Below are 24,391 nucleotides of genomic sequence, written 5' to 3' on the forward strand. Positions count from 1 at the left end.
TCATGCGCATCGCATTTCTGGTGGCGCCCGAGGGCGTCGAGCAGGTCGAGCTGACCGATCCGTGGCAGGCCGCGAAGGACGCCGGGCACGAGCCCGTGCTGGTGTCGACGAAGCAGGGGGAGATCCAGGCGTTCCACCACCTCGACAAGGCGGACACCTTCCCCGTGGACGAGGTCGTGGGCGAGACCGCGCCGGGCTCGTTCGGTGCTCTGGTGCTGCCGGGCGGCGTGGCCAACCCGGACTTCCTGCGGATGGACGGCAAGGCCGTCGCGTTCGTCCGGGACTTCTTCGAGCAGGGCCGCCCCGTGGCCGCGATCTGTCACGCGCCGTGGACGCTGGTCGAGGCGGACGTCGTACGCGGCCGGGTGCTGACCTCGTGGCCGAGCCTGCAGACCGACATCCGCAACGCGGGCGGCACCTGGGTGGACGAGCAGGTGAAGGTCTGTGACCACGGGGCCAACAAGCTGGTCACCAGCCGTAAGCCGGACGACCTGAAGGCGTTCTGCGAGACCTTCCTCGACGTCTTCGCCGAGGAGGCCGCCTGATGGCCTCTCCCGCCGACCGGAAGCAGGAGCAGCGCGAGGCGTTCAGGGCGGACGATCCGGCCGGCGGGCCGCTCACCACCGACCAGGGCGTCGAGGTCGACCACACCGACGACTCCCTGGCGGCGGGCGAGCGCGGCCCGACGCTGATGGAGGACTTCCACTTCCGGGAGAAGCTCACCCGCTTCGACCACGAGCGGATCCCGGAACGGGTGGTGCACGCGCGGGGCGCGGGCGCGTACGGCTATTTCGAACCGTACGAGTCCTGCGCGGAGTTCACCCGTGCGGCGTTCCTCCAGGACCCGGCCGTGCGGACCCCCGTGTTCGTGCGGTTCTCGACCGTGCAGGGCCCGAAGGGCTCGGCGGACACCGTGCGGGACGTGCGCGGCTTCGCGACCAAGTTCTACACGTCGGAGGGCAACTACGACCTGGTCGGGAACAACTTCCCGGTCTTCTTCATCCAGGACGGCGTCAAGTTCCCCGACTTCGTGCACGCGGTGAAGCCCGAGCCGCACAACGACATCCCGACGGGCGCGTCCGCGCACGACACCCTGTGGGACTTCGTGTCGCTCCAGCCCGAGACGCTGCACGCGATCATGTGGCTGATGTCGGACCGGGCGATCCCGCGCAGCTACCGCATGATGCAGGGCTTCGGCGTGCACACCTTCCGGTTCGTCAACGCGGACGGCAAGGGCACGTTCGTGAAGTTCCACTGGAAGCCGCGGCTCGGCGTGCACTCGCTGGTGTGGGACGAGGCGCAGGAGTGCCAGGGCCGCGACCCGGACTTCAACCGGCGTGACCTGTGGGACGCGATCGAGGCAGGCGAGTACCCCGAGTGGGAGCTCGGCGTGCAACTCGTGCCGGAGGAGGACGAGTTCGCGTTCGACTTCGATCTGCTCGACCCGACGAAGATCATCCCGGAGGAGCAGGTGCCGGTGCGGCCGATCGGCCGGATGGTGCTGGACCGCAACCCGGAGAACTTCTTCGCGGAGACCGAGCAGGTCGCCTTCCACACGGCGAACGTCGTCCCCGGCATCGACTTCACCAACGACCCGCTGCTCCAGGCGCGGAACTTCTCCTACCTGGACACCCAGCTGATCCGGCTCGGCGGGCCCAATTTCTCGCAGCTGCCGGTGAACCGGCCGGTCGCGCCGGTGCGCAACAACCAGCGCGACGGCTACCACCAGAGCGCGATCCACTCCGGCACGAACTACTTCCCGAATTCGCTCGGCGGGGGCTGCCCGGCCCACGCGGGCGCCGGGGGGAGCGCCTACACGCATTACGCCGAACGGGTGGACGGCCACAAGATCCGGCGCCGCAGTCCCAGCTTCCAGGACCACTACAGCCAGCCGGCGATGTTCTGGAACAGCATGGCGGACTGGGAGAAGCAGCACATCGTCGAGGCCTTCCGGTTCGAGCTCGGCAAGGTGGGCGCGATGACCGTGCGGGCGCGTACGGTCGAGCACCTGGCCAAGGTCGACGGGGAGCTGGCGGTGCAGGTGGCGCGGGGTGTCGGGGTGCCGGAGCCGGCCGCCGCGGAGGCTGCGTCCAAGTCGGCCTCCCCCGCGCTCAGCCTGGAGTCGCTGCGCGGGGACGGTTCGATCCGGACCCGGCAGATCGCGGTGCTCGTCACGGACGGGGTGGACGCCGAGCAGATCACCTCCGTGCGGGAGCGGCTGGCCGCCGAGGGGGCGGTCGTCGAGGCGCTGGCCGCGACGGACGGGACGATCACCGGGTCCGACGGTGAGACGTACACGGTCGACCGGGCGCTGCCGACCGTGGCGTCCGTGCTGTACGACGCCGTGCTGCTGCCCGGCGGGCCCGTCGGCACCCCGCCGACGGCGGCCGACCCGGACGCGGTGCGGTTCGTGCGGGACGCCTACCGCCACGGCAAGCCGGTGGGTGCGCTCGGCTCGGGCGTGGGCGTCCTGTCGGCGCTGGAGCCCGAGGGGCTGAGGCTGTCGACGGAGTTCCAGCGCGTGGTCGCGGACCAGGGCGTGGTGACGGACACCTCGCCGGGCCCGGCGAGCGAGGAGTTCCTGAACGCGTTCGTGGACGTGATCGCGGCGCACCGGCACTGGGGGCGGGGGCCGGTGCGCCGCTGAGCTGAACGGCCGGGCCGAGGGTCCGGGAACCAGACCGGGGGGCCGGGCCGGGCCGCGCTTGTGGGGGTGCGGTCCGGCTCGCGTTCGTTGTGCCGGGCGCGGGCCGGGTCGCGTCGGTCCGGTGCCGGTCGGCCAGGGGGCTCAGGTGCCGGGGGTCGTGGGAGTCGTCGACTCCCCGCTTCCCCGCTCCCGGGCCCCTTCGCGGGTGCGGCCCGCGGCCACCGGGCGGCGCGGGTTGCGGCGCAGGAACTCGCCCTCCAGCTGCGCCATGCGTTCGTTGTGGGCCCGCAGTGCGTCGTTCGAGCCGTAGAGCAGCGTGTCGTGCCGCGTGCGGTGGATGGTCTCCAGCTCTTTCATGAGCTGTTGGTCGTCCAGCCGGTCAGGGTCCACTCCGGTCATGGTGTTGCCCCGCTCGTCGTGTTCGTTCATGTGGTCCGGGTACCCGCCCGGGGAGCAACTGAGCACTACCCCCGAGCGGCATCCGGGAGGGAGCCATGGATCTCGCTTTTCTGCACCCACTGTACGAACACCCCGGGCCTTGGGCCTCGGTGTACGTCGACACCTCCCGGCATACGGAGGCCACCCCCCAAGAGCGGCAGCTCACGGCCCGGGCGATGGCCCGGCAGCTGGCCGACCAGGGCGCGGACGAGGCGACCTGCCGGGCCGTGCAGAGCGCGATCGAGGACCTGCGGCACTCTTCCGAACCGCACGGCCGGGCCCTGTTCGCCCGCGCCGGCGAGGTGGTCCTCGACCCGCCGCTGGCCCGTCCCCCGCAGGGCGGCGACTGGGCCGAATGGGCCCCGCTGCCGCGGGTGACGCCGCTGCTGGAACTGGCCGGCGAGGACCCGGTGTGCGTGGTGGCGTACGTCGACCGCAAGGGCGCCGACTTCGAGCTGCGCAGCGGACTGGGCAGCGAGGCCGCCGGAAGCGTCACCGGGCGCCAGTGGCCGGTGCACCGGACGAGCTCCGTGGACTGGTCCGAGCGGCATTTCCAGCTGCGGGTGGAGAACACCTGGGAGCACAACGCCGCGGAGATCGCCGACGCGCTCGCCGTGTGCCAGGAGGAGACCCGCGCCGACCTGCTCATTCTCGTCGGCGACGACCGTGAGCGGCGGTCCGTGCACGAGCGGCTGCCCAAGCGGCTGCACGACCTCGTCGTCGAGGCGCCGCACGGCACCGGCAGCCGGCTCCTCGACGGGGACGTGGAGCGGGCCCGCGCCGACCACGTACGGCGGCGGGCCGCGGCGGAGCTGGAGCGGTTCCTGGCCGCCCGGAACCCGGACGACGAGGGCCGGGCCGGGGCCGTGGAGGGCGTGCCCGCGCTGATCGAGGCGGCGCGTGAGCACCGCATCGACGAGCTGCTGATCAGGCCGGACGGGCCGGACGCGCACCGCGAGGTGTGGATCGGCGAGGACCCGGACCAGGTCGCGGTACGGCGTACGGACCTGAAGATCCTCGGCGAGCAGCACTCCTGGCCGGCCCGGGCGGACGACGCGCTGATCCGCTCGGCCGTCGCGTCGGACGCGGCGGCGCTGGCGGTCTCGGACCAGGACCGGCAGGAGACGCAGGAGGCGCACGAGGTGCCGGTGGGCGGACTCGGGGCGCTGCTCCGCTGGAAGTGAGCGGGGAGCCGGGCCCGCTGGGGGGAGACCCCTAGCGGGCCCGCTCCACCCGGCGTTCGTCCCAGACCGGGTCCGGGGTCTCCCGGACCCGGCCGTCGCTGCCGAAGACCAGGTAGCGGTCGAAGGAGCGGGCGAACCAGCGGTCGTGCGTGACCGCGAGGACCGTGCCCTCGAAGGCCTCCAGGCCCTCCTGGAGCGCCTCCGCGGACTCCAGGTCCAGGTTGTCGGTCGGCTCGTCGAGCAGCAGTGCCGTCACGCCCTGGAGCTCCAGCAGCAGGATCTGGAAGCGGGCCTGCTGGCCGCCGGACAGGCGGTCGAACGTCTGCTCGGCCTGGTTCGTCAGCTCGTAGCGGCGCAGCCGGGACATCGCCGCGCCGCGGTCCTGTGCGTGTTCCTTCCACAGGATGTCGAGCAGGGTGCGGCCCTCCAGCTCCGGGTGCGCGTGCGTCTGCGCGAAGTGGCCGGGGACGACCCGGGCTCCCAGTTTCCAGTTGCCCGTGTGCGCCACGTCGCCGCCGGCGAGGAGACGCAGGAAGTGGGACTTGCCGGAGCCGTTGGAGCCGAGGACGGCGACCCGTTCGCCGTAGAAGACCTCCAGGTCGAAGGGCTTCATCAGCCCGGTGAGTTCGAGCCCTTCGCAGGTGACGGCCCGGACGCCGGTGCGGCCGCCCTTGAGCCGCATCCTGATGTCCTGCTCGCGGGGCGGCTCGGGCGGCGGCCCGGCCTCCTCGAACTTGCGCAGCCGGGTCTGGGCGGCCTGGTAACGGGAGGCCATCTCGTGGCTGACGGTGGCCGCCTGACGCAGGTTCAGCACCAGTTTCTTCAGCTGGGCGTGCTTCTCGTCCCAGCGCCTGCGCAACTCCTCGAAGCGGGCGAAGCGTTCACGCCGGGCGTCGTGGTACGTGCCGAAACCGCCGCCGTGCACCCAGGCGTCGGCACCCGCGGGGCCGGGTTCCAGGGAGATGATCCGCTGTGCGGCGCGGGCGAGGAGTTCGCGGTCGTGGGAGACGAAGAGGACGGTCTTGCGGGTCTCGGCGAGCCGTTCCTCCAGCCAGCGTTTGCCGGGGACGTCGAGGTAGTTGTCGGGCTCGTCGAGCAGGAGCACCTCGTCGGTGCCGCGCAGCAGTGCCTCCAGGACGAGCCGCTTCTGCTCGCCGCCGGAGAGGGTGCGGACCTGGCGCCACTGTGCCTTCTCGTAGGGGATGCCGAGCGCGGCCGTGGTGCACATGTCCCACAGCGTCTCGGCCTCGTAGCCGCGGGCCTCCGCCCAGTCGGAGAGGGCCTGGGCGTACTCGAGCTGGGCGGCCTCGTCGTCCACGGTCATGATGGCGTGCTCGGCGGTGTCCACGGCACGGGCCGCCTCGCGGAGGCGGGGGGTGGCGACGGACACGAGCAGGTCCCGTACGGTCGTCTCGTCGCGTACGGATCCGACGAACTGCCGCATCACGCCGAGTCCGCCGCCGACGGTGACGGTTCCGCCGTGCGGCTTGACCTCACCGGCGAGCATCCGGAGCAGGGTCGTCTTCCCGGCCCCGTTGGGCCCCACGAGGGCGACGACGGCCCCCTCCCCGACCCGGAACGACACATCACCCAGCAGCGCCCTTCCGTCAGGCAGGTAGTACTCCAGATGCGCGGCTTCGAGGTGACCCATGGGCGCGATTCTGTGCGGCCGGCGACGCGCGGGGCAAACTCATTTCCGCCGGGGGTGCGCGCCTGCGGGCCCGCCCCCCAGCGGCAACGGCTCAGACCCGGGCCAGGGGACGGTGCGGGCCCGTGGGCAGTTCCGCCTCTATCGCGTCGCCGGGGCGCACCACGCCCCCTTCCCGCACCACGCTCATGATCCCGGCCTTGCGGACGACGTTCCCCGCCTCGTCGCGGCCCACGACCCGCTTCAGCAGCCCGTCCTGGAAGGTGTCGATCTGGAGGCAGGGGTTGCGCAGGCCGGTCACCTCCACGACCGCGGTGTCGCCGATGCGCAGCAACGTGCCGGTCGGCAGACCGAGCAGATCGATGCCCTGCGTCGTGATGTTCTCGCCGAGGTCGCCCGGCGCCACCTTGAACCCTTCCTCACCGAGCTCCGCGAAGAGCTCCTCGTGCATGAGGTGCACCTGGCGCAGGTTCGGCTGGGTCGGATCCTGCGCGACGCGCGACCGGTGCTTGACCGTCACGCCGGCGTGCACGTCCCCCTCCACCCCGAGACCGGCGAGCAGCCTGATGCTGTCCCGGTTCGGCTTGGTGAACGAGTACTCCCCGTTGCTGCTGACCGCCGTCACTCGCCCGTTCATCCCTCGGTTCCCCCTCTTCGGTCATGATGATCACCCTGAGCCTGCCCGTGGACGGTCGGTGTGTCCACCCCCCTCCGGGTACCCGCACGCCATGACGCCCCCCGTCCTGCCCCGCCCGAGCCACGGCGCGAACCATGGCGCCCTGTGGTTCGCGGCCGCCGCCGCCCTCGCGGCGACCCGCACCCCCCGGGCCCGCCGCGCCGCGACCCGCGGGCTGGCCTCGCTCGTCCTCGCCTCCCTCACCGTCGACGCCCTCGGCAGGCGCACGGTCCGCCATCCTCGCCCGGTCCCGGTGATCCGGCAGGTGAAGCGGCGGCCGGTCACCGCCTCGTTCCCCTCCGGACACGCCGCGTCGGCCGCCGCATTCGCGACCGGTGTCGCCCTGGAGTCCCCCGCCTGGGGCATCGTCGTCGCCCCGGTGGCCGCCTCCGTCGTCCTCTCTCGCGCCCACAGCGGCGCGCACCACCCGGGCGACGTCCTGGCGGGCGCGGCCCTGGGCGTGGGTGCCGCGTTCGCCGCACGGAGCATGGTGCCGACGCGCGGCCAGGTCGCCCCGCCGGCCCGGCCCCGCGCCGAGGCCCCGGCGCTGCCGGACGGCGAGGGACTCGTGCTGGTGGCGAACACCGCCGCGGGGAGCGCCGAGCGGGTCCGTGCCCTGCGGGACGCGCTCCCCCGGGCCGAGGTCGTCGAGTGCGAGCCGGGCGACGTGCCCGCGGAGTTGGCGAAGGCGGCCACCCGTGCCCGGGTCCTCGGCGTGTGCGGCGGGGACGGCACCGTGAACGCCGCCGCCCGTGTGGCGCTCCGCTCCGGCCTGCCCCTCGCGGTGCTGCCGGGCGGGACCCTCAACCACTTCGCCTACGACCTGGGCATCGAGGACGTACGCGATCTCGCCCAGGCACTGCGTGCGGGTGACGCCGTGCGCGTGGACGTGGGCCGGTACTCCTGCGGTGGGCAGCACGGCGTCTTCCTCAACACGTGCAGTGTCGGCGTCTACCCGGAGCTCGTGCGCGAGCGGGAGCGCTGGTCGCACCGGATCGGCGGCTGGCCCGCCGGCGTGCTCGCGGCCCTGCGCGTGCTGCGGGCCGACCGGCACCCGCTGGAGGCCGAGGTCCAGGGCCGTACGCGCCCGTTGTGGCTGCTGTTCGCCGGGAACGGCACCTATCACCGCATGGGGCTGGCGCCCGGGCGCCGGAAGGACCTCGCGGACGGGCAGCTCGACGTGCGGGTCGTGCACGGCGGGCGCCGGCCGGCGGTCCGGCTGCTCGCCGCCGCCGTCGCGGGGCCGCTGACCCGCTCCCCCGCCCACGCCGCCGTCCAGGTGGGACGGCTGCGCCTGGACCACGTGGCGCCCGGCACGCTCCTCGCCTACGACGGTGAAGTCACCGAGGTGGAGGGCCGCGTGACGCTGGAGAAGCTGCCCGAGGCCCTGACCGTCTACCGTCCGATCCCCGCCTGACTGACATACCGTCAGTCCATATAGCGGGAATGCGGTCTCAATATGCGGCCGGACTGCGTACGGTGATCCCATACCGACCCGACACGAAGGGGTGGGATCCGCCATGCCGGAACCACGGGAAACCGCCGTCTACACGCACGGGCACCACGAGTCGGTGCTGCGTTCGCACACCTGGCGGACCGCCGCCAACTCGGCCGCCTATCTGGTGCCGTCGCTCCGCCCCCACATGAAGATCCTGGACGTCGGATGCGGGCCGGGCACCATCACCGCCGACCTGGCCGGGCTGGTGCCCGACGGGCATGTCACCGGCGTCGACCGGGAGCCGGGGATCCTGGAGCGGGCGCGTGCCACGGCTGCCGAGCGGGGTCTGGCCAACGTCGACTTCGCGGTCGCCGACGTGCACGCCCTGGACTACCCGGACGACACCTTCTGTGTGGTGCACGCCCACCAGGTGCTGCAACACGTGGGGGATCCGGTGCGGGCGCTGCGCGAGATGAGGCGGGTGCTGAAACCCAGGGGCTTCCTCGCCGTGCGGGACGCGGACTACGAGGCGATGACCTGGTTTCCGGCGTCCGAGGGGCTCGACCGCTGGCTGGACCTCTACCGCCGGGTCGCCCGGGCCAACGGCGGTGAGCCGGACGCCGGGCGCCGGCTGAAGGCGTGGGCGCTGCGAGCGGGGTTCACGGACGTCACGGCGACCTCCGGGACGTGGACGTTCGCCACGCCCGAGGAGCGGGCCTGGTGGAGCGGGCTGTGGGCCGACCGGACGCTGGCGTCGGAGTACGCGGACCGGGCCCTGCGGGGCGGGCACGCGAGCGAGGCGGAACTGCGGGCCGCGGCCGAGGCCTGGCGGGAGTGGGGGGAGCGGGAGGACGGCTGGTTCAGCGTCCTGCACGGAGAAATTCTCTGTCGGAAGGACGCCTGAAACACAGATTCGGGGACACCCTAAAAGCAGGAGGTTCGAATTATGGTTCCCATCCTGCTGGTGCTGCTTCTGGCGTTGGTTCTGTTCGGTGCCGGATTTGCAGTAAAGGTTCTCTGGTGGATCGCGCTCGCGGTTCTCGTTGTGTGGCTGCTGGGATTCTTCGTCCGCGGTACGTCGGCGGCCGGAGGCAGGGGCCGCTGGTACAGGTGGTGAATTAGCCCCCGTCGCGGGGCAGCAGCGGTCCGAGCGGCCCGAGGTCCAGGTTGAGGTCCTCGGGCCGCAGTCCGTAGCGGTCCCGCAGTTCCGCCATCCGCTCCTCCAGCAGCATGAGCGTGAGGCCGATCCGCTCCTCCTGCTCCTCGCTCAGATCCCCCACGTCGAACCGGCGCAGCGCTTGGCGCTCCATGAGCTGGCGCAGCAACTCCACCACCGTGAGCACGAGTTTGACCAGGTCACGCTCGACGGTGTCGGGTTCCAGGTCCAGCCGGTTGCGGCGCGGCCGCGGGTCCTGCGCGGGCTGGTCGGACGACGTCACAGCAACTCCTCGAACGGGGAAGGCACCTGGGCGTTCACCGAGCTGATGAGCGCGTTGAGGTCGATACGGACGAGGTCGACGTCGGCGATGCGCAGCGTGACGTCCCCCGTGATCACGACACCGCCGGCGAGCAGCCGGTCGAGCAGGTCCACGAGGGCGACCTCACGGCGTTCCACTACGGTCACTGCTTCTTCCCGTCGGTCATGTGGCCTCCCCGGCGAACGAATAGGCCGCCCAGGGGCCGGTGAGTTCGACGCGCATTCCGGGCACCTCGCCCTTCGTGCGGTCCACCATTTCCACGAATTCCTCGGAATGCGCGCGCGGCACGAGATAGGCGGCGTTCAGTACGTTACGCCCGGTCGCTTTGGAAAGCGCGGGGTTCTGCGGGGGATGCAGCCGGGAATCCTCTGCGAATGCGGAAAGCTCCTCGTGCAGTCGGGTCGAAAAGCTTTCCGCCTTCTGCCACATCTCCTCGTGCGACCTGGTCTGCATACGCCGCTGCCGCAGGTAGTCGCGGCCCGATGTGGCCTTCTGCGCGGGCCGGGCGCTCTCCTGCGGTTCGGACTCGGCGTACACCTTCACACCCCACTCGACCCGGCCCTCCAGGCGGTCGAGGGTGCGCCGGAAGTCCTCTTCGCGGGCCTCCATCATCGTCCGCACGCCGCTGTCGTCCCGGAAGACGGTGCCGAGCCGCAGCGGCAGCGGGGTCGTGACGGTGGTGAGCGCGTCGATCACGCCCTGGTGGGCGCGGGCGGTCTCGGTGAGCCAGTCCAGGTCCTCCAGATGGGCGCGGAGCGGTTCCTCCGCGAAGTCCCGCTCCGGTACGTGGCTGACCACGGCCACGAGGCCGTGGTGGTTCAGCGCTCTGGGCGGATCGCCCGCCACCCCCGACAGCTGGGACTGGAGAGGCGTACCGAAGGGGCGGCAGACGGCGTAGACGTACCGCAGTCCGGTCACGGTGCCTCCTTCTTCTGCGCGCGGCCGGGCTCCAGTTCCTCCAGCCGGGCCAGCCTCTCGCGCAACTCGGCGTTCTCACGGGTCAGTTCATCACGGCGGGCCCGCGAGCTCAGTGCCGGGTCGGTCTCCCACCAGTCGATGCCCATCTCCTTCGCCTTGTCCACCGAGGCGACGATCAAACGCAGCTTGATGGTGAGCAGTTCGATGTCGAGCAGGTTGATGCGGATGTCGCCCGCGATGACGATGCCCTTGTCGAGCACCCGTTCCAGGATGTCGGCGAGGTTGGCGCCGCTTCCCTGGCCGTAGGGTTCGGGCATCCTGCTGGGCGTCGTCATCGCCGGCTCCCGCCTTCGGCGTACTCGTCCTCGTACTCGTCGGCCTCGTCACCCTCTTCGTCCTCGTACTCCCCTTCGGCCTCTTCCTCGGGCTCGTCCTCGGGCTCCTCCTCGGGCTCCTCCTCGGGCTCTTCCTCCTCGTCGTACTCGGCCTCCGCTTCGTCCTCGTACTCGCCCTCGGGTTCCTCCTCGCCTTCCTCCTCCGGCTCCTCGGCGTACTCGTCCTCGGGCTCCTCGGACTCCTCGGACTCCTCCTCGGCGAGCGCGTCCTCGTGACTGCGGACGACCTCGCCGTCGCGGATCTCGCCGCGCCAGCCGTCCTCCGCCTCGCCCTTGAGCGTGACGAAGCGGACGAAGTTCTTCAGGTCGAGCCGGGCGCGGCGGCCCTGGGCGCGCCAGATGTTGCCGGTCTTCTCGAAGAAGCCGGACGGGTAGTACTCGATGACCAGCAGGACCCGTGTGAGGTCGTCGGTGATCCGGTGGAAGGAGACGACGCCCTTCGTCGTGCCCTTGGCGCCCTCCGAGGTCCACGCGATGCGGTTGTCCGGCACCTGCTCGGTCGTGTGCGCCTTCCAGCTGCGGTTGGACCAGAAGACCTTCAACTGCCAGTCGGAGTGGGTGTCGTCGTCGCGGCTCGCGCTCTTGACGCCCTTCGCGAAGGTGCTGAAGTCCTGGTACTGGGTCCACTGGTCGTAGGCGGTGCGCACGGGCACGCCGACGTCGATGTGCTCGATGATGACGGTCGGCTTGTTGCCGGAACGGCCCTTGCCCTTCCCCTTGCCGCCGCCCAGGTTCTTCAGGGCGCCGGTCACGCTGTCCTTGGCGCGCGAGGCGCCGGTCTCCAGGGCGGCGCGCAGCGGTCCCTTGCCCTCGGCGAGCTTGCGGCCGCCGTCGAGGGCGAGCTTGGCGAAGCCGGGGCTCTTGCCCTCGGCGATGTCGTTCAGTCTGACGGTGGTCTCGCCGAGCTTGCGGCCCACGCCGGTCAGCATCCGGGTGGCCTGGGCGGCGAGGTACTCCTGCAGTTCGGCCTTCAGCCGGTCGGCGGCCTCGCTGTGGGCCACGTCGGTGAGCGGGTTCTTCGTCGCTCCGCTTGCGGCGGAGGACGCGGATCCGAGCGTGTCGGTCATCCCTCACCGCCTCCCTTCGGCAGCCGGGTCCGGGAGCTGCCGCCCCGGTTCCCGGCGGAGGTCGCCTTCTTCGCGGCCGTGCCCTTCTTCGCCGCCTTCGGGCCCGCCGTCTTCTTGGCGGGGGCCTTCTTCGCGGGTGCCTTCTTGGCGGGGGCCTTCTTCGCCGCCTTCTTCGCGGGTGCCTTCTTGGCCGGGGCCTTCTTCGCCGCCTCCTCCGGGGCCGGCTCCGGCTCCTCGTCCTCGTCCGGCGCGGAGTCCTCGGGCTCCTGGGGCTCCTCGTCCTCGACGTCCTCGGCACCGGCGCCGCCGGGCACCGCGCCCGCCAACTGGTCACGCACCTGGGCCGTACGCCCGTGCAGCCGGTCGGCGAAGGCGTCGAGCTGCCGCTCGACCATGGCCCCGGAGGCCGCCTTGCCGACACCGCGCAGGTCCTGCCGCAGCTGGTCCCCGATCTCCTTGACCTGCGGATTGTTCCGCAGCTGCTGCTGGACCAGGTCCGCGACCATGCGCGGGCTCAGGTTCATCCGCTTCCCGGCCGCCAGGCCGCCGATGGCCACCGCCATCTTCAGCTTCTTGGTCCGGCCCAGGAGATATCCGGCCCCCACGGCGAGGCCCAGTCCCATTCGGTTCATCGTGTCGTCCCGTTACCCGTTCCCGCGCTCCCGCGCGAAGCGATCTCCAACCGGTCGAGGAGGTCGTCCTCAAGACGGTCGAACTCCTCCTCGGTGATCTCACCGGCCTCCAACTGCTCCTCCAGACGGGACAGTTCGGCCCGGACCGTGGCGGGGTCGTAGTAGATCCGCTCGGCCTCCTGGAGCACCTGTCTGATGGCCCAGGCGCTGCCGCGCACGGGTGCGAACGGCAGCAGCAGCACCTCCGATATCAGGCCCACGTCGTCACCCCGCTCCGGCGTCCGTGCCGCTCGCCACCGTGCCCGCCGGCTCGGTCGGGCCGGGCTCGACGAAGCTGTACGGCGGCAGCGGTCCGTTGACCCGCACCTCCAGGTGCGGCAGGTCCTTGCGGGCCTCTTCCACGGCTGCCAGGAAGGTGTCGGCCGACTTCCGGTCCACCAGGAACGACACGTTGGCCAGCCAGCCGGTGGACTCGGGACCCACGCTTACGGCCTCGGCAGCCGGTTCCAGCACGCGCTGGAGTGCGGCGGCGTCCTCGGCCTCCCGGGCCTTGACGGCGGCCGCGACCATCTCGCCGAGCCGGATCTTGTCGTCGTAACTGCCGCCGCCCGCCTGGCGGTTGGCCTCGGCGAGACCACGGATCTCCGGGTTCTCGGCCATCACCTGGTGCAGTACGGCCTCTTCGACGTGGTTGGCCTTGACGTTGTACTCGACCCGGCCGTCGAGGGCCCGCAGGCGCTCCTTGTAGTGCTCGGCGCGCTCGGCGAGGACCGCCGTGATCGAGTTGTCGTCCGGGGCGACGCTGCCGAACCGCATGGGCAGCACACAGCCGGCCGCGCCCGCCTCGCTGAGCACGTTCTGGTGGGCGAGCAGGTCCTTGCGCTTGGGCCGCAGCCCTTCGGGCGCCTCGCTCACCACGGCGGCCAGGTCGCCCTCGCGCAGGATGCGCACCGGGCGTGGCGGGTCGCCGACGCCGCCCATGCCCTCGGGGAGCCCGGGGTGCGAGCTCGCCGCGATGCCGTAGACGTAGGTGCTCACTCCTGCTCCTCCTTCCGGCGGGCGGACGTGCTCTTACGGGCTCGCGGACGGGACTCGGTCTCCTGCTCGGAGCCTTCGGAACGCGCCTGCTTGAAGGCGTCGGAGATGGTCTCGGCGGCGCCGGACAGCGCCCCCTTGGACTTGCCGCGCGCGCCGGACTCGGTCATCTCCCCCACCAGGTCGGGCAGGCCCGGGTCCTTGCGCGGCCCGGCCTCCAGGTCGAGCCGGTTGCACGCCTCGGCGAAGCGCAGATAGGTGTCGACGCTGGCGACGACGACGCGAACGTCGATCTTGAGGATCTCGATGCCGACCAGGGAGACTCGCACGAATGCGTCGATGACGAGCCCCCTGTCCAGAACAAGTTCAAGCACGTCGTAGAGACCGCTGCTGCCGCCTCCGCCGCCGGTCTGCTGTGCCGGTACGACTGTCATGCCGGATGTCCCTCCTTGTCTGTGGGTGCGGGTCCGGTCGGGCGGCCTAGTGACCGCCGGTCCTTCGCGGGTCGGACCGCCCCCGCTCGTAGCGGCGGACGCGGCGATAACCCGTGAGTTGCCCTCGGGCGTCGAGCTCCACCTGATAGCTCGCCATCAGGCTCATCGTGTCGGGCACGCGCTCGAGTTCGAGGACCTCGACCTCCAGCGCCCAGCCCTGCTCGGTCTGCTCGAAGGACGACACGGACTCGGCGGTCATGCCGGTGAGCTCCGCGAGCTGGCCGCGCGCGTGGCGCAGCACCTCCATGGGGCTCGGCCGGTCGTCGGCCGTGTTGTCAGTGGATTTGCGAGGATTCTGGGAGTCCTGAGATTTCTGTGAACTCTGTGACTCTTGCGTGTTGTTTGTGTTCGACATGGCCACCTCCCCCTCCGTGTGGCCGCAAGAGTGTTCGCCAAACCTCTACGGGCGCATGCATCTGCCACCCGCCGCGGGCCACGGGTGTGGCTCAGCCGCGCAGGGCGTTCAGCCGCCGCCGGGCCGGTCCCAGTGCCCGGCCTCGGGTGAGCAGACCCGACCAGGGGTCGGTGCGGGCCTGCTCGACGGCGTCGGCGATGGTCCAGCGGCGGGCATGCAGCTCCGGGTCGTCCAGCTGGTCCCAGGTGATCGGGGTGGCCACGGGCGCGCCCGGCCGGGGCCGGACCGTGAACGGCGCGACGGCGGTCTGCGCGTAGGCGTTGCGCTGCACGTCGAGGTAGAGCCGCTCACCGCGGTCCTTCTTGCGGGCGGCGGTGGTCAGCCGATCGGGGTGGGCGTCGGCGAGGGTGCCGGCGACGTCGTGGGCGAAGGAGCGCACCTCGTCGAAGTCGTGCCGGCCGTTCAACGGCACGATCAGGTGCAGCCCGCGCGATCCGGTGGTCATCAGCGCCGAGGGCAGCTCCAGCTCGTCCAGCAGCTGCCCAAGCAGCCGGGCGGCCTCGCGTACGGCGTCGAAGTCGTCCCCCGCCGGATCCAGGTCGAAGACCAGCCGGTCGGGGTGGTCGACGCTGTCGGCGCGGGACAGCCACCGGTGCAGCGTGACGGCGGCCTGGTCGGCCAGGTAGAGGAGGGTGGCGGTGTCGTCGCAGACCACGTGGCGGACGGTGCCGCCCTCCTTGGCCACCTCGACGCGGGTGATCCACTCCGGGTAGTGGTCCGGGGTGTTCTTCTGCATGAACGTGGGCCCGTCGAGCCCGTCCGGGTGCCGCTCCAGCATCAGCGGACGGCCGCGCAGGTGCGGCAGCATGAAGGGCGCGACGGCGCGGTGGTAGTCCACCAGGTCGCCCTTGGTGTACTCCTTGGCGTCCCCGCCGCCGGGGAAGAGCACCTTGTCCGGCCGGTGGACCTCCACGGTGCGGCGGCCGGCCCGCACCCTGCGCGTGCCGTCGCCGCCGCTCACGGCACGACCGCCTCCTCCACCAGCAGCCGCCCGGCCGCCGCGACGGACTCGGCGTCGATACCCGCGGCGTGCAGCTGTTCGTCCGGGGAGGCCGAGCCCGGCATGCTCCGTACGGCGAGCCGTACCAGGCGCGGTACGGGGCGTCCGTCGCCGAAGGCTTCCAGGACCGCGTCGCCGATGCCGCCCTCCGGGTGGTGGTCCTCCACGGTCACCAGGCAGCCGGTCTCCTCGGCGGCCCGGCGCAGGGTGGCCCGGTCGACGGGCTTCACCGAGTACAGGTCGATCACCCGCGCCCGGATGCCCGCCCGCTCCAGGGCGTCGGCGGCGGCCAGTGCCTCGTGCACGGTGACGCCGGCCGCGACGAGGGTCAGCCGGTCGCGGTCGGAGGAGCGCAGCACCTTGCTCCCGCCGACCGGGAACTCCTCGTCCGGGCCGTAGATCACGGGGCTCTCGCCGCGCGAGGTGCGCAGGTAGCGGACGCCCTCCAGGCCTGCCATCGTGCCGACGAGCCTCGCGGTCTGGTTGGCGTCGCAGGGGTACAGCACGGTCGAGCCGTGCACCGCCCGCATCATCGCCAGGTCCTCCAGACCCATCTGGCTGGGCCCGTCCTGGCCGATGGCGACGCCCGCGTGCGAGCCGACGAGGTTGATGCCGGAGCCGCTGACGGACGCCATCCGGACGAAGTCGTGGGCCCGGGTCAGGAAGGCGGCGAAGGTGGCGGCGTACGGCACCCAGCCGCGTGCCGCGAGTCCGACGGCCGAGGCGACCAGCTGCTGCTCGGCGATGTAGCACTCGAAGTAGCGGTCGGGGTGCTCCTTGGCGAAGAACTCCGCGCGGGTGGAGTCGCCGACCTCGCCGTCCAGGGCGACGATGTCGCCGCGGCCGGTCCCCAGGGCGGCCAGGGCCTCGCCGAAGGCGTTGCGGGTGGCGACCTCCTCGCCCTTGTCCCAGGTCGGGAGTTCGAAGTTCCCGGTGTGGACGGAGTGCAGCATGCGCGCGGCGGGCGGCTCCTGCACCTGGACGCGGATGTCGCGCGGGCCGCCGAGTTCGGCGATCGCGTCGTCGGCCTCGGGCAGCGGCTTGCCGTGCAGGCCCTCGCGGTCCTGGACGCCCTCGACGCCCTTGCCCTTGAGGGTGCGGGCGAGGATCGCGGTGGGCTGGCCCTTGGTGGACGCGGCCTCTCCGTAGGCGCGGTCGATCGCGTCCACGTCGTGCCCGTCGACCTCGATGGTGTGCCAGTCGAAGGCCTGGAAGCGGCGGGCGTAGGCGTCCAGGTCGTGGCCGTGCCGGGTCGGGCCGCGCTGGCCGAGCCGGTTGACGTCGACGATCACGGTGAGGTTGTCCAGGTGCTCGTACCCGGCGTGCTCGGCGGCCTCCCACACGGATCCCTCGGCCAGTTCGCTGTCGCCGCACAGCACCCAGGTGCGGTAGCCGGTGCGGTCCAGCCGCTTGCCGGCGAGCGCGATGCCGACCCCGACCGGCAGGCCCTGCCCGAGCGAGCCGGTGGCCGTCTCGACCCAGGGCAGGCGCTGGGGTGTGGGGTGCCCTTCGAGTCGGCTGCCCAGCTTGCGGAAGGTGAGCAGCTCCTCGTCGTCGATGGCGCCGGCCGCCTTGTACGCGGAGTACAGCAACGGGGAGGCGTGTCCCTTGGAGAGGACGAAACGGTCGTTGCCGGGGTGGGCGGGGCGGTCGAAGTCGTAGCGGAGGTGGTGCGCGAGCAGGACGGCCATCAGATCGGCCGCGGACATGGAGGACGTCGGGTGCCCGGAGCCGGCGGCGGCGGCAGCGCGGACACTGTCCACGCGCAGCTGCTGTCCGAGGTCGGTGAGTTCACCGGTGTTCATGAGTCTCCTTTCGCGGAGTCGTCCGGGACGTCGGACCGCTTGACGGGACCGGGAGCGGTGTCGGGTCCGGGGGGTGGCTGACCGGCCGGGGGCTCCGGGACGGCCCCGGGCTGCTTCTCGGCACCTTCACGGCCGGGCTGCTTCTCGGCGGGCTCGCCGCCGGGCTGCTTCTCGGCGGGCTCGCCGCCGGCCTGGTTCGTGGCGGGTTCGCCGCCGGGCTGATTCTTGGCGGGTTCACCGCCAGGCTGATTCTTGGCGGGTTCACCGCCAGGCTGCCCCTTCGCGGGTTCACCGCCAGGCTGCCCCTTCGCGGGCTCACCGCCAGGCTGCCCCTTCGCGGGCTCGCCGCCGGGCGGTCCCTTGGCCGGCTCGTCGGCCGGCCAGGTCCTGGACGGCTCACCACCCGACTGCCCCTTCGCGGGCTCAGCCGCAGCCTGGCCCCGAGTCGGCTCGCCACCGACCTGGCTCCTGGCGGGCTCGCCGCCAGGCTGCCCCTTCGCGGGCTCACCGCCAGGCTGCCCCTTCGCGGGCTCACCGCCAGGCTGCCCCTTCGCGGGCTCACCACCGGGCGGTCCCTTGGCCGGCTCGTCGGCCGGCCAGGTCCTGGACGGCTCACCACCCGACTGCCCCTTCGCGGGCTCAGCCGCAGCCTGGCCCCGAGTCGGCTCGCCACCGACCTGGCTCCTGGCGGGCTCGCCGCCGGGCCGTCCCTTCGTCGGCTCGCCGCTCAGCCGGCCCTTGGCGGATCCGCCCCCGAGCGGTCCCTTGGCCGGCTCGTCGGTCGGCCAGGTACTGGTCGGTTCAGCACCGGGGCGGCCCTTGGCCAGTTCCTCCTCCGAGCGGCGCTGCGCGGTCCCGGATCCGGGCCGGTTCTGCATCGCGCCGGATCCGGGCTGCCCCTTCGCGGGTTCGTCTCCGGCCCGGCCCTGCAAGGACCCCGCGCCGGTCCCCCCTTCGTGCGTGTCGGCCGCGACCGCCGCCCCCGGCCCCGAGCGGGCGCTCGCCTCCTGCCGCTGCTCCGGCCCGCCCGGCACCCGGGCCAGCTCCGGTGACGACGTGTCCAGCGGCACGGACCAGGACCGGACGAGCCCCAACTGCACGGCCTGGCGCGGCAGTACCGCGTCCAGCAGCCAGTCGGCGGCGACCCGGACCCGGTTTCCCGGCATCGCGGCGAGGTGGTAGCCCCGCGCCACCGCACCCGCCGGCACCCCGGACAGGGGCACGCCGAGCGGGTTGGCGGCGGCCTTCGCACCGCCCAGGTCGACGACGAAGCCCAGGTCGCGATGGCGGTAGGGCTTGCGCGCGCCGCCCAGGCCGAGCGAGGCCGCGACGTTCTCCGCCGCGACCTTGCCGTGCCGCCAGGCGTGCTGCGCGGTCATCGGCGTGTAGCTGCCCGGCTTCTCCAGATCCGGCACCGCGGCCACGTCACCGCAGGCGAACAGCTCGGGCCGGCCCGGCACTTGGAGGTGCGGGTCGACGAGCAGCCGTCCCTTCTCCAAAGGCAGCCCGAGGGACTCGACCAGCGGGTCGGGCCGTACGCCCACGCACCACACCAGGGTCCGGGTCTCGACGAACTCGCCGTCGGTCAGCACGACCCCGTCGGGCGTGGCCTCCTTCACGGAGGTTCCCATCCGCACGTCCACGCCCCGCTGCCGCAGCACCCGGTCGGCGGTGGCGGACAGCTTCTCGTCCATCTCGGGCAGCACGCGGGGCGCCACGTCCAGCAGCATCCAGCGCGGCCGCATGCCCTGCCGCAGCGGGTGCTTGCGGACCTGCGCGTCGGTGAACATCTGCCCGTGCGCGGCGACCTCCGTACCGGTGTATCCGGCGCCGACCACGACGAAGGTGCACCGGGCGGCGCAGGTCTTGGGGTCGTCGGCCGCGGCTGCCAGCTCCACCTGCCGCGTCACGTGATCGCGCAGGTACAGCGCCTCCGGCAGCCCGCGGAAGCCGTGCGCGTACTCGGCGACCCCCGGGATCGGCAGCAGCTTGTTGACGCTGCCCGCGGCGAGCACCAGCCGGTCGTAGGCGAGCGTGCCGCCGTCCCCCTCGGGCCCGGTGTAGTGCAGGGTCCGTCCGTCGAGGTCGACCCGGTCGGCCTCGCCCAGCACCAGCCGTACGTCCGGCAGCGTGTCCGAGAGGGAGACCGTGACCCGGCGCGGCTCCAGGACACCGGCGGCGACCTGGGGCAGCAGGGGCAGATACAGGAAGTAGTCGGTCGGGTTCAGCAGGGTGATGTGCGCCCGCCCCCGGGTCGTCCGGGCCAGGGTGCGGGCCGCGCGGTACCCGGCGAAACCGGCACCGACGATCACGATGCGGGGTCGACTCACGGTTCACTCGCTTCCGGCGCTGTCGCGTAGCTGGGGAGCCTTCCGCGTCCCCCTGGCCAGGGCACCCAAACGTCCGCCGGGCTCCTCTCGCCCGAACGCCGCCGGTTTCCGGAACGGCGCCCGGGTACCCGGTGCGGGATACGGACCGCCGACGTCGCGGAGGCACTCCCCCATGCCCGAGTACGGTTATTTCCTCTCGTGCGAGCAGTACGGACCCGCCGAGCTGATCGAGCAGGCCCGGATGGCCGAGCAGGCCGGATTCCAGGCGCTGTGGATCTCGGACCACTACCACCCGTGGAACGACGAGCAGGGCCAGAGCCCGTTCGTGTGGTCGGTGATCGGCGCGCTCTCCGAGGCGGTGTCCCTGCCGATCGAGACGGCGGTGACCTGCCCGACCGTGCGGATGCACCCGGCGGTGGTGGCGCAGGCCGCGGCGACCAGCGCCGTGATGACGGACAACCGCTTCCGGCTGGGTGTCGGCTCCGGCGAGGCTCTCAACGAGCACATCCTGGGCGACCACTGGCCGCCGGCCCACGTCCGTCTGGACATGCTGGAGGAGGCCATCCAGGTGATGCGCCGGCTGTTCACCGGCGAGGAGGTCAATCACCACGGCCCGCACTACACGGTGGAGAACGCCCGCCTCTACACGGTCCCGGACGAGCCGATCCCGATCGACATCTCCGGCTTCGGCCCGGCGGCCACGCAGCTCGCCTCCCGCGTCGGCGACGGCTACATCACCATCGAGCCGGACGAGGCGATGGTGGAGCAGTACCGCAAGGGCGGAGGCGGCGGAAAACTCGTCAGCGGTGGCACGAAGGTCTGCTACGACACCGACAAGGACGAGGCCGTGACGACCGTCCACCGGCTCTGGGCGAACGAGCAGCTGCCCGGCGAGTTGGGCCAGGTGCTGCCCTCCCCGAAACACTTCGAGCAGGCGCAGCAGCTGGTCACCGAGGACATGGTGCGTGCGAACCGGGTGTGCGGCGACGACGTGGACGAGCACGTGGCCGAGCTGAAGCAGTTCGCGGACGCGGGTTTCGACCGGGTCTACGTCAACCAGATCGGCCCGGACCTGCGCGGTTTCTTCGACTTCTACCGCACGAAGGTGCTGCCGCAGCTCCAGCAGGCCGCCTGAGGGAAGGCGGGGCGACCCGATGGAACTCCACCGTCCCGTCGTGTCCGTGTACACGGTGCCGACGGACGCTCCCGAGGCGGACGGCACGCTGGCCTGGGACTCCACGACCGTGGTGATCTGCGAGGTGTCGGCGGGTGACGCGACCGGCACGGGCTGGACGTACGGCCCGGCGGCCGTCGGCGACTTCCTCACCGCCGAACTCGCCCCGCTGGTCGAGGGCATGAGCGCCCTGGACATCCCGGCGGCGCACGACGCGATGTGCCGGTCGGTGCGCAACGCGGGCCGCCCGGGCATCGCGTCCTGCGCGATCTCCGCCCTGGACATCGCCCTGTGGGACCTCAAGGCCCGGCTGCTGGAACTCCCCCTGGCCCGGCTGCTGGGGGTCCGGCGCGAGCGGGTGCCGGTGTACGGCAGCGGGGGCTTCACGACGTACCACGACACGCATCTGGCAGCGCAGCTGAACGGCTGGGTGCACGGGCAGCACATCCCGCGCGTGAAGATCAAGGTCGGCGAGGGGTGGGGCCGGGAGGTGGCCCGCGACCTGCACCGCGTGCGGGCCGCGCGCCAGGTCATCGGCCCGGACGCGGAGTTGTACGTCGACGCCAACGGCGCCTACACCCGCAAGCAGGCGGTGCGCGTCGGCCACGCCCTCGCCGAGCACGGCGTGGGCTGGTTCGAGGAGCCGGTGTCCTCGGACGACCTGACGGGCCTCCGGCTGGTCCGGGACGCGGTGGTGTGCGACGTGACGGCCGGGGAGTACGGCTTCGACCTGCCCTACTTCGCGCGGATGATCGCGGCGGGGGCGGTCGACTGCCTCCAGGTCGACGCGACCCGCTGCGGCGGCCTGACCGAGTTCCTGCGCGCGGCCGCCCTGGCCCATGCCCACGGCCTGGAGGTCTCCGCGCACTGTGCCCCGCACGCCCACGCGGCGGCGGCCGCCTCGCTCCCCAATGTCCGGCACCTCGAGTGGTTCCACGACCATGTCCGCATCGAGGACATGTTCTTCGACGGCGCCCTGGACCCCACGGGCGGCACGGTCCGCCCGGTCCAGGGCGTGGGCCACGGGCTCACCCTGCGGACGCAGGAGGTGGCGGAGTACCGGGTCTCCTAGACCTACCGGTGAGTCGAGGAGACCTACCGGCGGGCCTGCCCGGCCAGTTTGCGTGCGGCCAGGGCGCCCGCCGCCCCCACGGTCAGGGCCGCGCCGACCCGCCGCCGGTTCCGTGAGACCCACTGCTGCGGGCTGTGGTGCACGGCCTCGTCGTCGAACCGCCCGTGCGCGCCGAAGTCGTGGCCCTGCCGCCCGTCCGCCGGGGCCCACAGGTTGGCCGGCCCGTCGTGCCGGTCCCCCTCCTGCTGTGACCCGAAGCCCGTGCGCGCCAGATAGCGGTCCAGCAGCCCGGGGACGACGGCGTTGGCGAGGAGCGTGGCGGCCGTCGATGCGCCCACCCAGTACTCCCGGCGCCGCGCGTGCGACGCCGCATACACGATCGCCCGGGCCGCGACCTCCGGCTGGTACACCGGAGCGACCGGCCGGGCCCGGCCCCGCATGCGGTTCAGCACCCAGTCGAACTGCGGGGTGTTGAGGCCGGGCAACTGCACCATCGTCGTGCGCACCGCACTGCGCGTGTGGAGCAGTTCGCAGCGCAGGGACTCGTTGAACCCCTGGATCGCGTGCTTGGCCCCGCAGTACGCCGACTGGAGCGGGATGCCCCGGTAGGCGAGCGCGGAGCCGACCTGCACGATCGTGCCGCGGTCGCGCGGCAGCATGTGCCGCAGGGCCGCCCGGGTGCCGAACACATAGCCCAGATAGGTCACTTCGGTGACGCGGCGGAACTCGTCGGGGCCGATCTCCGTGAACGGCGCGAAGACCCCGGTGAAGGCGTTGTTGACCCAGACGTCGATGGGGCCGAAGGTGTCGACGACCTGCTGGGCGGCGTCGTCGACGGCCTTGGCGTCGGAGACGTCCGCGCTGATCACGAGGGCCTCGCCCCCGGCGCGCCGCACGTCGTCGGCCGCGGCGGCGAGCCCTTCGGTTCCCCGGGCCACCAGGGCGACCCGGTCGCCCCCGGCGGCGAAGGCCCGGGCCGTGGCCCGTCCCACGCCGCCGCTGGCTCCGGTCACCACGACGACGCGGCCGTGCGGTGTATCTGTCGTGCGCATGCTTTATCACGCCCCACGGGGCACGTCGGGGTCGTCCGCCGGCCGCGGGGGCACCACACCGGGGGCCGGCCCGCCGGCGGCGCCGGCCACGGGTCCGGCGGCGGGCGGGGCCGGCGGCACGGGCGGCACACCGCCGGGCACCCCGGTTCCCCGGCCGGTGCTCTCGTGCCCCGGCGTCATGCCGACCGCGTGCGCCGGGCCCGGGCGGGAAGCGGACGGGCGGGCCACGCCGCGCAGCACGTACGCGAGGGCGCCCAGGATCGCGGCGGTGATCAGCGCGGCGGCCCAGTCGGGCAGGCCGAGGGCGAGGGCCAGTCCCACGGCGAGCGCGAGGGCCGCGCCCGCGTACAGGGCGAGGGCGCCGGACGCGGCGTACAGCATCGCCTTGCGGCGCTGCCTGCGCGTCTGCTCCCGCAGTTCGTCCCGGACGGTCTCGCGCGCCACCTGTGCCAGCTCGTCGACCAGTTGCTTGTCCAGATGCTCCAGGTGATCCAGCGGCTTCATGCCTGGCCGGGTACCCTCGCCCCCTGGTGCGTAACTAGGCTCGGCGTCATGGAGATTCTGGGTGCCACACTGCGCGTCTGCGTCGACGACCTCGAGACCGCGATTCCCTTCTACGAGCGGCTGGCGGGCGGCAGAGCCCAGCGCTTCGAACGGGGCGGTGTCCAGGTGGCGGCGATCGGCTGCTTCCTGCTGATGAGCGGTCCCCCGGCCGAACTGGAGCTGCTGCGCAAGGTGGCCGCGACGATCGCCGTGACGGACGTCGAGGAGACGCACAAGGTGCTGACCGAGCTGGGCGCCCACATCATCGCGGGGCCCATCGCCTCGCCGGCGGGCCGCAACCTGATCGCCCTGCATCCGGACGGGTCGGTCTACGAGTACGTGGACCGTCAGGCGTGATCCGGGCCGGGGCCCGGCTCAGCGCCGCCCCGGCTGCGTGATCATCTCGGCGGTGATCGCCCAGCGCTCGTGGTCGCGCCAGGCCCCGTCGACGAAGAGCATGTTCGGCGAGAAGCCCTCCAGGCGGAATCCGCCGCCGCGGGCCAGGGCGATCGACGCGGCGTTCCCGGGCTGGACGTTGATCTCCAGCCGGTGCAGCCGCATCGGGCCGAACGCGTACCGCACCACGAGGTCCAGCCCTTCGCGCATCAGCCCCCGCCCGGCGGCGTGCGCGAAGGCGCCGTAGCCCAGCGTCCCGGACTGGAAGCCGCCCTCGACGATGTTGTTGATGTTGATGAACCCGGCGATGGACCCGTCGCCCTTCTCGCAGACCAGGAAGCCGGCCTTGGACGGGTCCTCGATCAGCCGGGCCGCGTACGCGGTGTACGCCGGTGCGCTGTCGGGCGGGAAGAGCCACGGCTGGTGCAGGTCCTTGCTCTCCCGGGCGCGGGCGGTGAACTCGGCACCGTCCCCGTAGGTGAAGTGGCGTATGCCCACCCGGGGGCCTTCGGCGAGGTAGCGGGATGCGTTGTGCGGCACCCCGCCACAGTAAC

General features: G+C 72.4%; 28 protein-coding genes. 9 read left to right on the forward strand and 19 right to left on the reverse strand.

The window, feature by feature from the left end:
- The first annotated feature begins 2 nt into the window (after positions 1-2).
- Both SCNRRL3882_RS07050 and SCNRRL3882_RS07055 read left to right on the forward strand, forming a co-directional pair.
- Positions 3-545, forward strand: a complete 543-nt coding sequence (locus tag SCNRRL3882_RS07050) for a type 1 glutamine amidotransferase domain-containing protein (protein WP_010038682.1) — start codon at positions 3-5, stop codon at positions 543-545.
- Positions 545-2,647: a catalase gene (locus tag SCNRRL3882_RS07055; RefSeq protein ID WP_010038686.1), complete on the forward strand. Its 2,103-nt coding sequence runs from the start codon at positions 545-547 to the stop codon at positions 2,645-2,647. Before SCNRRL3882_RS07050 ends, SCNRRL3882_RS07055 begins: the two co-directional genes overlap by 1 nt.
- A gap of 141 nt (positions 2,648-2,788) precedes the next feature.
- On the opposite strand, the gene SCNRRL3882_RS07060 is transcribed toward SCNRRL3882_RS07055, so the two are convergent.
- On the reverse strand, positions 2,789-3,076 hold the full coding sequence (locus SCNRRL3882_RS07060; RefSeq protein WP_010038687.1) for a DUF6158 family protein: 288 nt from the start codon (positions 3,074-3,076) through the stop codon (positions 2,789-2,791).
- Between the two features lie 65 nt (positions 3,077-3,141).
- On the opposite strand from SCNRRL3882_RS07060, the gene SCNRRL3882_RS07065 reads away from it, so the two are divergent.
- On the forward strand, positions 3,142-4,269 hold the full coding sequence (locus tag SCNRRL3882_RS07065) for a Vms1/Ankzf1 family peptidyl-tRNA hydrolase (RefSeq protein WP_010038692.1): 1,128 nt from the start codon (positions 3,142-3,144) through the stop codon (positions 4,267-4,269).
- Between the two features lie 31 nt (positions 4,270-4,300).
- Here the strand turns inward: SCNRRL3882_RS07065 and SCNRRL3882_RS07070 are convergent, their stop codons facing one another.
- Both SCNRRL3882_RS07070 and SCNRRL3882_RS07075 read right to left on the reverse strand, forming a co-directional pair.
- Complete coding sequence (locus tag SCNRRL3882_RS07070) at positions 4,301-5,920, reverse strand: ATP-binding cassette domain-containing protein (RefSeq protein ID WP_010038693.1); 1,620 nt, start codon at positions 5,918-5,920, stop codon at positions 4,301-4,303.
- Positions 5,921-6,011: 91 nt separating this feature from the next.
- A complete protein-coding gene (locus SCNRRL3882_RS07075; protein WP_078602804.1) occupies positions 6,012-6,554 on the reverse strand; it encodes an MOSC domain-containing protein in 543 nt (180 codons plus the stop codon).
- A gap of 91 nt (positions 6,555-6,645) precedes the next feature.
- Between SCNRRL3882_RS07075 and SCNRRL3882_RS07080 the strand changes: the two genes are divergently transcribed.
- The 3 genes from SCNRRL3882_RS07080 (at position 6,646) to SCNRRL3882_RS07090 (ending at position 9,148) form a co-directional block, all read left to right on the forward strand.
- Complete coding sequence (locus tag SCNRRL3882_RS07080; protein ID WP_010038698.1) at positions 6,646-8,010, forward strand: diacylglycerol kinase family protein; 1,365 nt, start codon at positions 6,646-6,648, stop codon at positions 8,008-8,010.
- Between the two features lie 103 nt (positions 8,011-8,113).
- A complete protein-coding gene (locus SCNRRL3882_RS07085; RefSeq protein ID WP_010038700.1) occupies positions 8,114-8,935 on the forward strand; it encodes a class I SAM-dependent methyltransferase in 822 nt (273 codons plus the stop codon).
- A gap of 42 nt (positions 8,936-8,977) precedes the next feature.
- Positions 8,978-9,148 carry a hypothetical protein gene (locus SCNRRL3882_RS07090; protein ID WP_010038701.1) on the forward strand — a complete coding sequence of 57 codons (171 nt, stop codon included), beginning with the start codon at positions 8,978-8,980 and terminating at the stop codon, positions 9,146-9,148.
- A 1-nt stretch (position 9,149) separates the two neighbouring features.
- Here SCNRRL3882_RS07090 and SCNRRL3882_RS07095 read toward each other — a convergent pair whose 3' ends face one another.
- From SCNRRL3882_RS07095 to SCNRRL3882_RS07155, 13 genes are all read right to left on the reverse strand, one after another.
- Positions 9,150-9,470, reverse strand: coding sequence for a gas vesicle protein K (locus tag SCNRRL3882_RS07095; protein ID WP_010038702.1), 321 nt, complete (start codon positions 9,468-9,470; stop codon positions 9,150-9,152).
- On the reverse strand, positions 9,467-9,655 hold the full coding sequence (locus SCNRRL3882_RS07100) for a gas vesicle protein (RefSeq protein ID WP_029181094.1): 189 nt from the start codon (positions 9,653-9,655) through the stop codon (positions 9,467-9,469). Before SCNRRL3882_RS07100 ends, SCNRRL3882_RS07095 begins: the two co-directional genes overlap by 4 nt.
- 16 nt (positions 9,656-9,671) lie before the next feature.
- Positions 9,672-10,427 carry a GvpL/GvpF family gas vesicle protein gene (locus SCNRRL3882_RS07105; protein WP_010038704.1) on the reverse strand — a complete coding sequence of 252 codons (756 nt, stop codon included), beginning with the start codon at positions 10,425-10,427 and terminating at the stop codon, positions 9,672-9,674.
- Positions 10,424-10,762, reverse strand: a complete 339-nt coding sequence (locus SCNRRL3882_RS07110; RefSeq protein WP_010038705.1) for a gas vesicle protein — start codon at positions 10,760-10,762, stop codon at positions 10,424-10,426. Before SCNRRL3882_RS07110 ends, SCNRRL3882_RS07105 begins: the two co-directional genes overlap by 4 nt.
- Positions 10,759-11,889: an SRPBCC family protein gene (locus SCNRRL3882_RS07115; protein WP_010038706.1), complete on the reverse strand. Its 1,131-nt coding sequence runs from the start codon at positions 11,887-11,889 to the stop codon at positions 10,759-10,761. The genes SCNRRL3882_RS07110 and SCNRRL3882_RS07115 overlap by 4 nt, the downstream gene beginning before the upstream one ends.
- Positions 11,886-12,521, reverse strand: coding sequence for a hypothetical protein (locus tag SCNRRL3882_RS07120; RefSeq protein ID WP_029181095.1), 636 nt, complete (start codon positions 12,519-12,521; stop codon positions 11,886-11,888). Before SCNRRL3882_RS07120 ends, SCNRRL3882_RS07115 begins: the two co-directional genes overlap by 4 nt.
- Positions 12,518-12,781: a gas vesicle protein GvpG gene (locus SCNRRL3882_RS07125; protein WP_010038710.1), complete on the reverse strand. Its 264-nt coding sequence runs from the start codon at positions 12,779-12,781 to the stop codon at positions 12,518-12,520. The genes SCNRRL3882_RS07120 and SCNRRL3882_RS07125 overlap by 4 nt, the downstream gene beginning before the upstream one ends.
- Positions 12,782-12,785: 4 nt before the next feature.
- Positions 12,786-13,559, reverse strand: a complete 774-nt coding sequence (locus SCNRRL3882_RS07130) for a GvpL/GvpF family gas vesicle protein (RefSeq protein ID WP_010038712.1) — start codon at positions 13,557-13,559, stop codon at positions 12,786-12,788.
- The gene (locus SCNRRL3882_RS07135; protein WP_010038714.1) at positions 13,556-13,990 is read right to left on the reverse strand and encodes a gas vesicle structural protein GvpA; all 435 of its coding nucleotides are present in this window, start codon (positions 13,988-13,990) and stop codon (positions 13,556-13,558) included. Before SCNRRL3882_RS07135 ends, SCNRRL3882_RS07130 begins: the two co-directional genes overlap by 4 nt.
- A 46-nt stretch (positions 13,991-14,036) precedes the next feature.
- Positions 14,037-14,405 (reverse strand): gas vesicle protein, encoded by a 369-nt coding sequence (locus tag SCNRRL3882_RS07140; protein WP_078602812.1) that lies wholly within the window; start codon positions 14,403-14,405, stop codon positions 14,037-14,039.
- 91 nt (positions 14,406-14,496) lie between these two features.
- A complete protein-coding gene (ligD, locus tag SCNRRL3882_RS07145; RefSeq protein WP_010038718.1) occupies positions 14,497-15,426 on the reverse strand; it encodes a non-homologous end-joining DNA ligase in 930 nt (309 codons plus the stop codon).
- Positions 15,423-17,270, reverse strand: a complete 1,848-nt coding sequence (locus SCNRRL3882_RS07150) for a transketolase (protein ID WP_010038720.1) — start codon at positions 17,268-17,270, stop codon at positions 15,423-15,425. The genes ligD and SCNRRL3882_RS07150 overlap by 4 nt, the downstream gene beginning before the upstream one ends.
- The gene (locus tag SCNRRL3882_RS07155; protein ID WP_231911103.1) at positions 17,267-19,600 is read right to left on the reverse strand and encodes an FAD-dependent oxidoreductase; all 2,334 of its coding nucleotides are present in this window, start codon (positions 19,598-19,600) and stop codon (positions 17,267-17,269) included. Before SCNRRL3882_RS07155 ends, SCNRRL3882_RS07150 begins: the two co-directional genes overlap by 4 nt.
- 172 nt (positions 19,601-19,772) lie before the next feature.
- Between SCNRRL3882_RS07155 and SCNRRL3882_RS07160 the strand changes: the two genes are divergently transcribed.
- Together SCNRRL3882_RS07160 and SCNRRL3882_RS07165 are read left to right on the forward strand one after the other, a co-directional pair.
- Positions 19,773-20,735, forward strand: a complete 963-nt coding sequence (locus SCNRRL3882_RS07160) for an LLM class F420-dependent oxidoreductase (protein ID WP_010038724.1) — start codon at positions 19,773-19,775, stop codon at positions 20,733-20,735.
- Positions 20,736-20,754: 19 nt separating this feature from the next.
- A complete protein-coding gene (locus SCNRRL3882_RS07165; RefSeq protein WP_010038726.1) occupies positions 20,755-21,846 on the forward strand; it encodes an enolase C-terminal domain-like protein in 1,092 nt (363 codons plus the stop codon).
- Between the two features lie 23 nt (positions 21,847-21,869).
- Here the strand turns inward: SCNRRL3882_RS07165 and SCNRRL3882_RS07170 are convergent, their stop codons facing one another.
- Together SCNRRL3882_RS07170 and SCNRRL3882_RS07175 are read right to left on the reverse strand one after the other, a co-directional pair.
- Positions 21,870-22,898, reverse strand: coding sequence for an SDR family oxidoreductase (locus tag SCNRRL3882_RS07170; RefSeq protein ID WP_040903022.1), 1,029 nt, complete (start codon positions 22,896-22,898; stop codon positions 21,870-21,872).
- A 6-nt stretch (positions 22,899-22,904) separates the two neighbouring features.
- Positions 22,905-23,402: a phage holin family protein gene (locus tag SCNRRL3882_RS07175; RefSeq protein WP_010038730.1), complete on the reverse strand. Its 498-nt coding sequence runs from the start codon at positions 23,400-23,402 to the stop codon at positions 22,905-22,907.
- A 48-nt stretch (positions 23,403-23,450) separates the two neighbouring features.
- Between SCNRRL3882_RS07175 and SCNRRL3882_RS07180 the strand changes: the two genes are divergently transcribed.
- On the forward strand, positions 23,451-23,798 hold the full coding sequence (locus tag SCNRRL3882_RS07180; protein ID WP_010038732.1) for a VOC family protein: 348 nt from the start codon (positions 23,451-23,453) through the stop codon (positions 23,796-23,798).
- Positions 23,799-23,816: 18 nt separating this feature from the next.
- On the opposite strand, the gene SCNRRL3882_RS07185 is transcribed toward SCNRRL3882_RS07180, so the two are convergent.
- On the reverse strand, positions 23,817-24,377 hold the full coding sequence (locus SCNRRL3882_RS07185; RefSeq protein WP_029181096.1) for a GNAT family N-acetyltransferase: 561 nt from the start codon (positions 24,375-24,377) through the stop codon (positions 23,817-23,819).
- Between the last annotated feature and the right edge of the window lie 14 nt (positions 24,378-24,391).

Source organism: Streptomyces chartreusis NRRL 3882 (assembly GCF_900236475.1).
Classification (GTDB): domain Bacteria; phylum Actinomycetota; class Actinomycetes; order Streptomycetales; family Streptomycetaceae; genus Streptomyces; species Streptomyces chartreusis_D.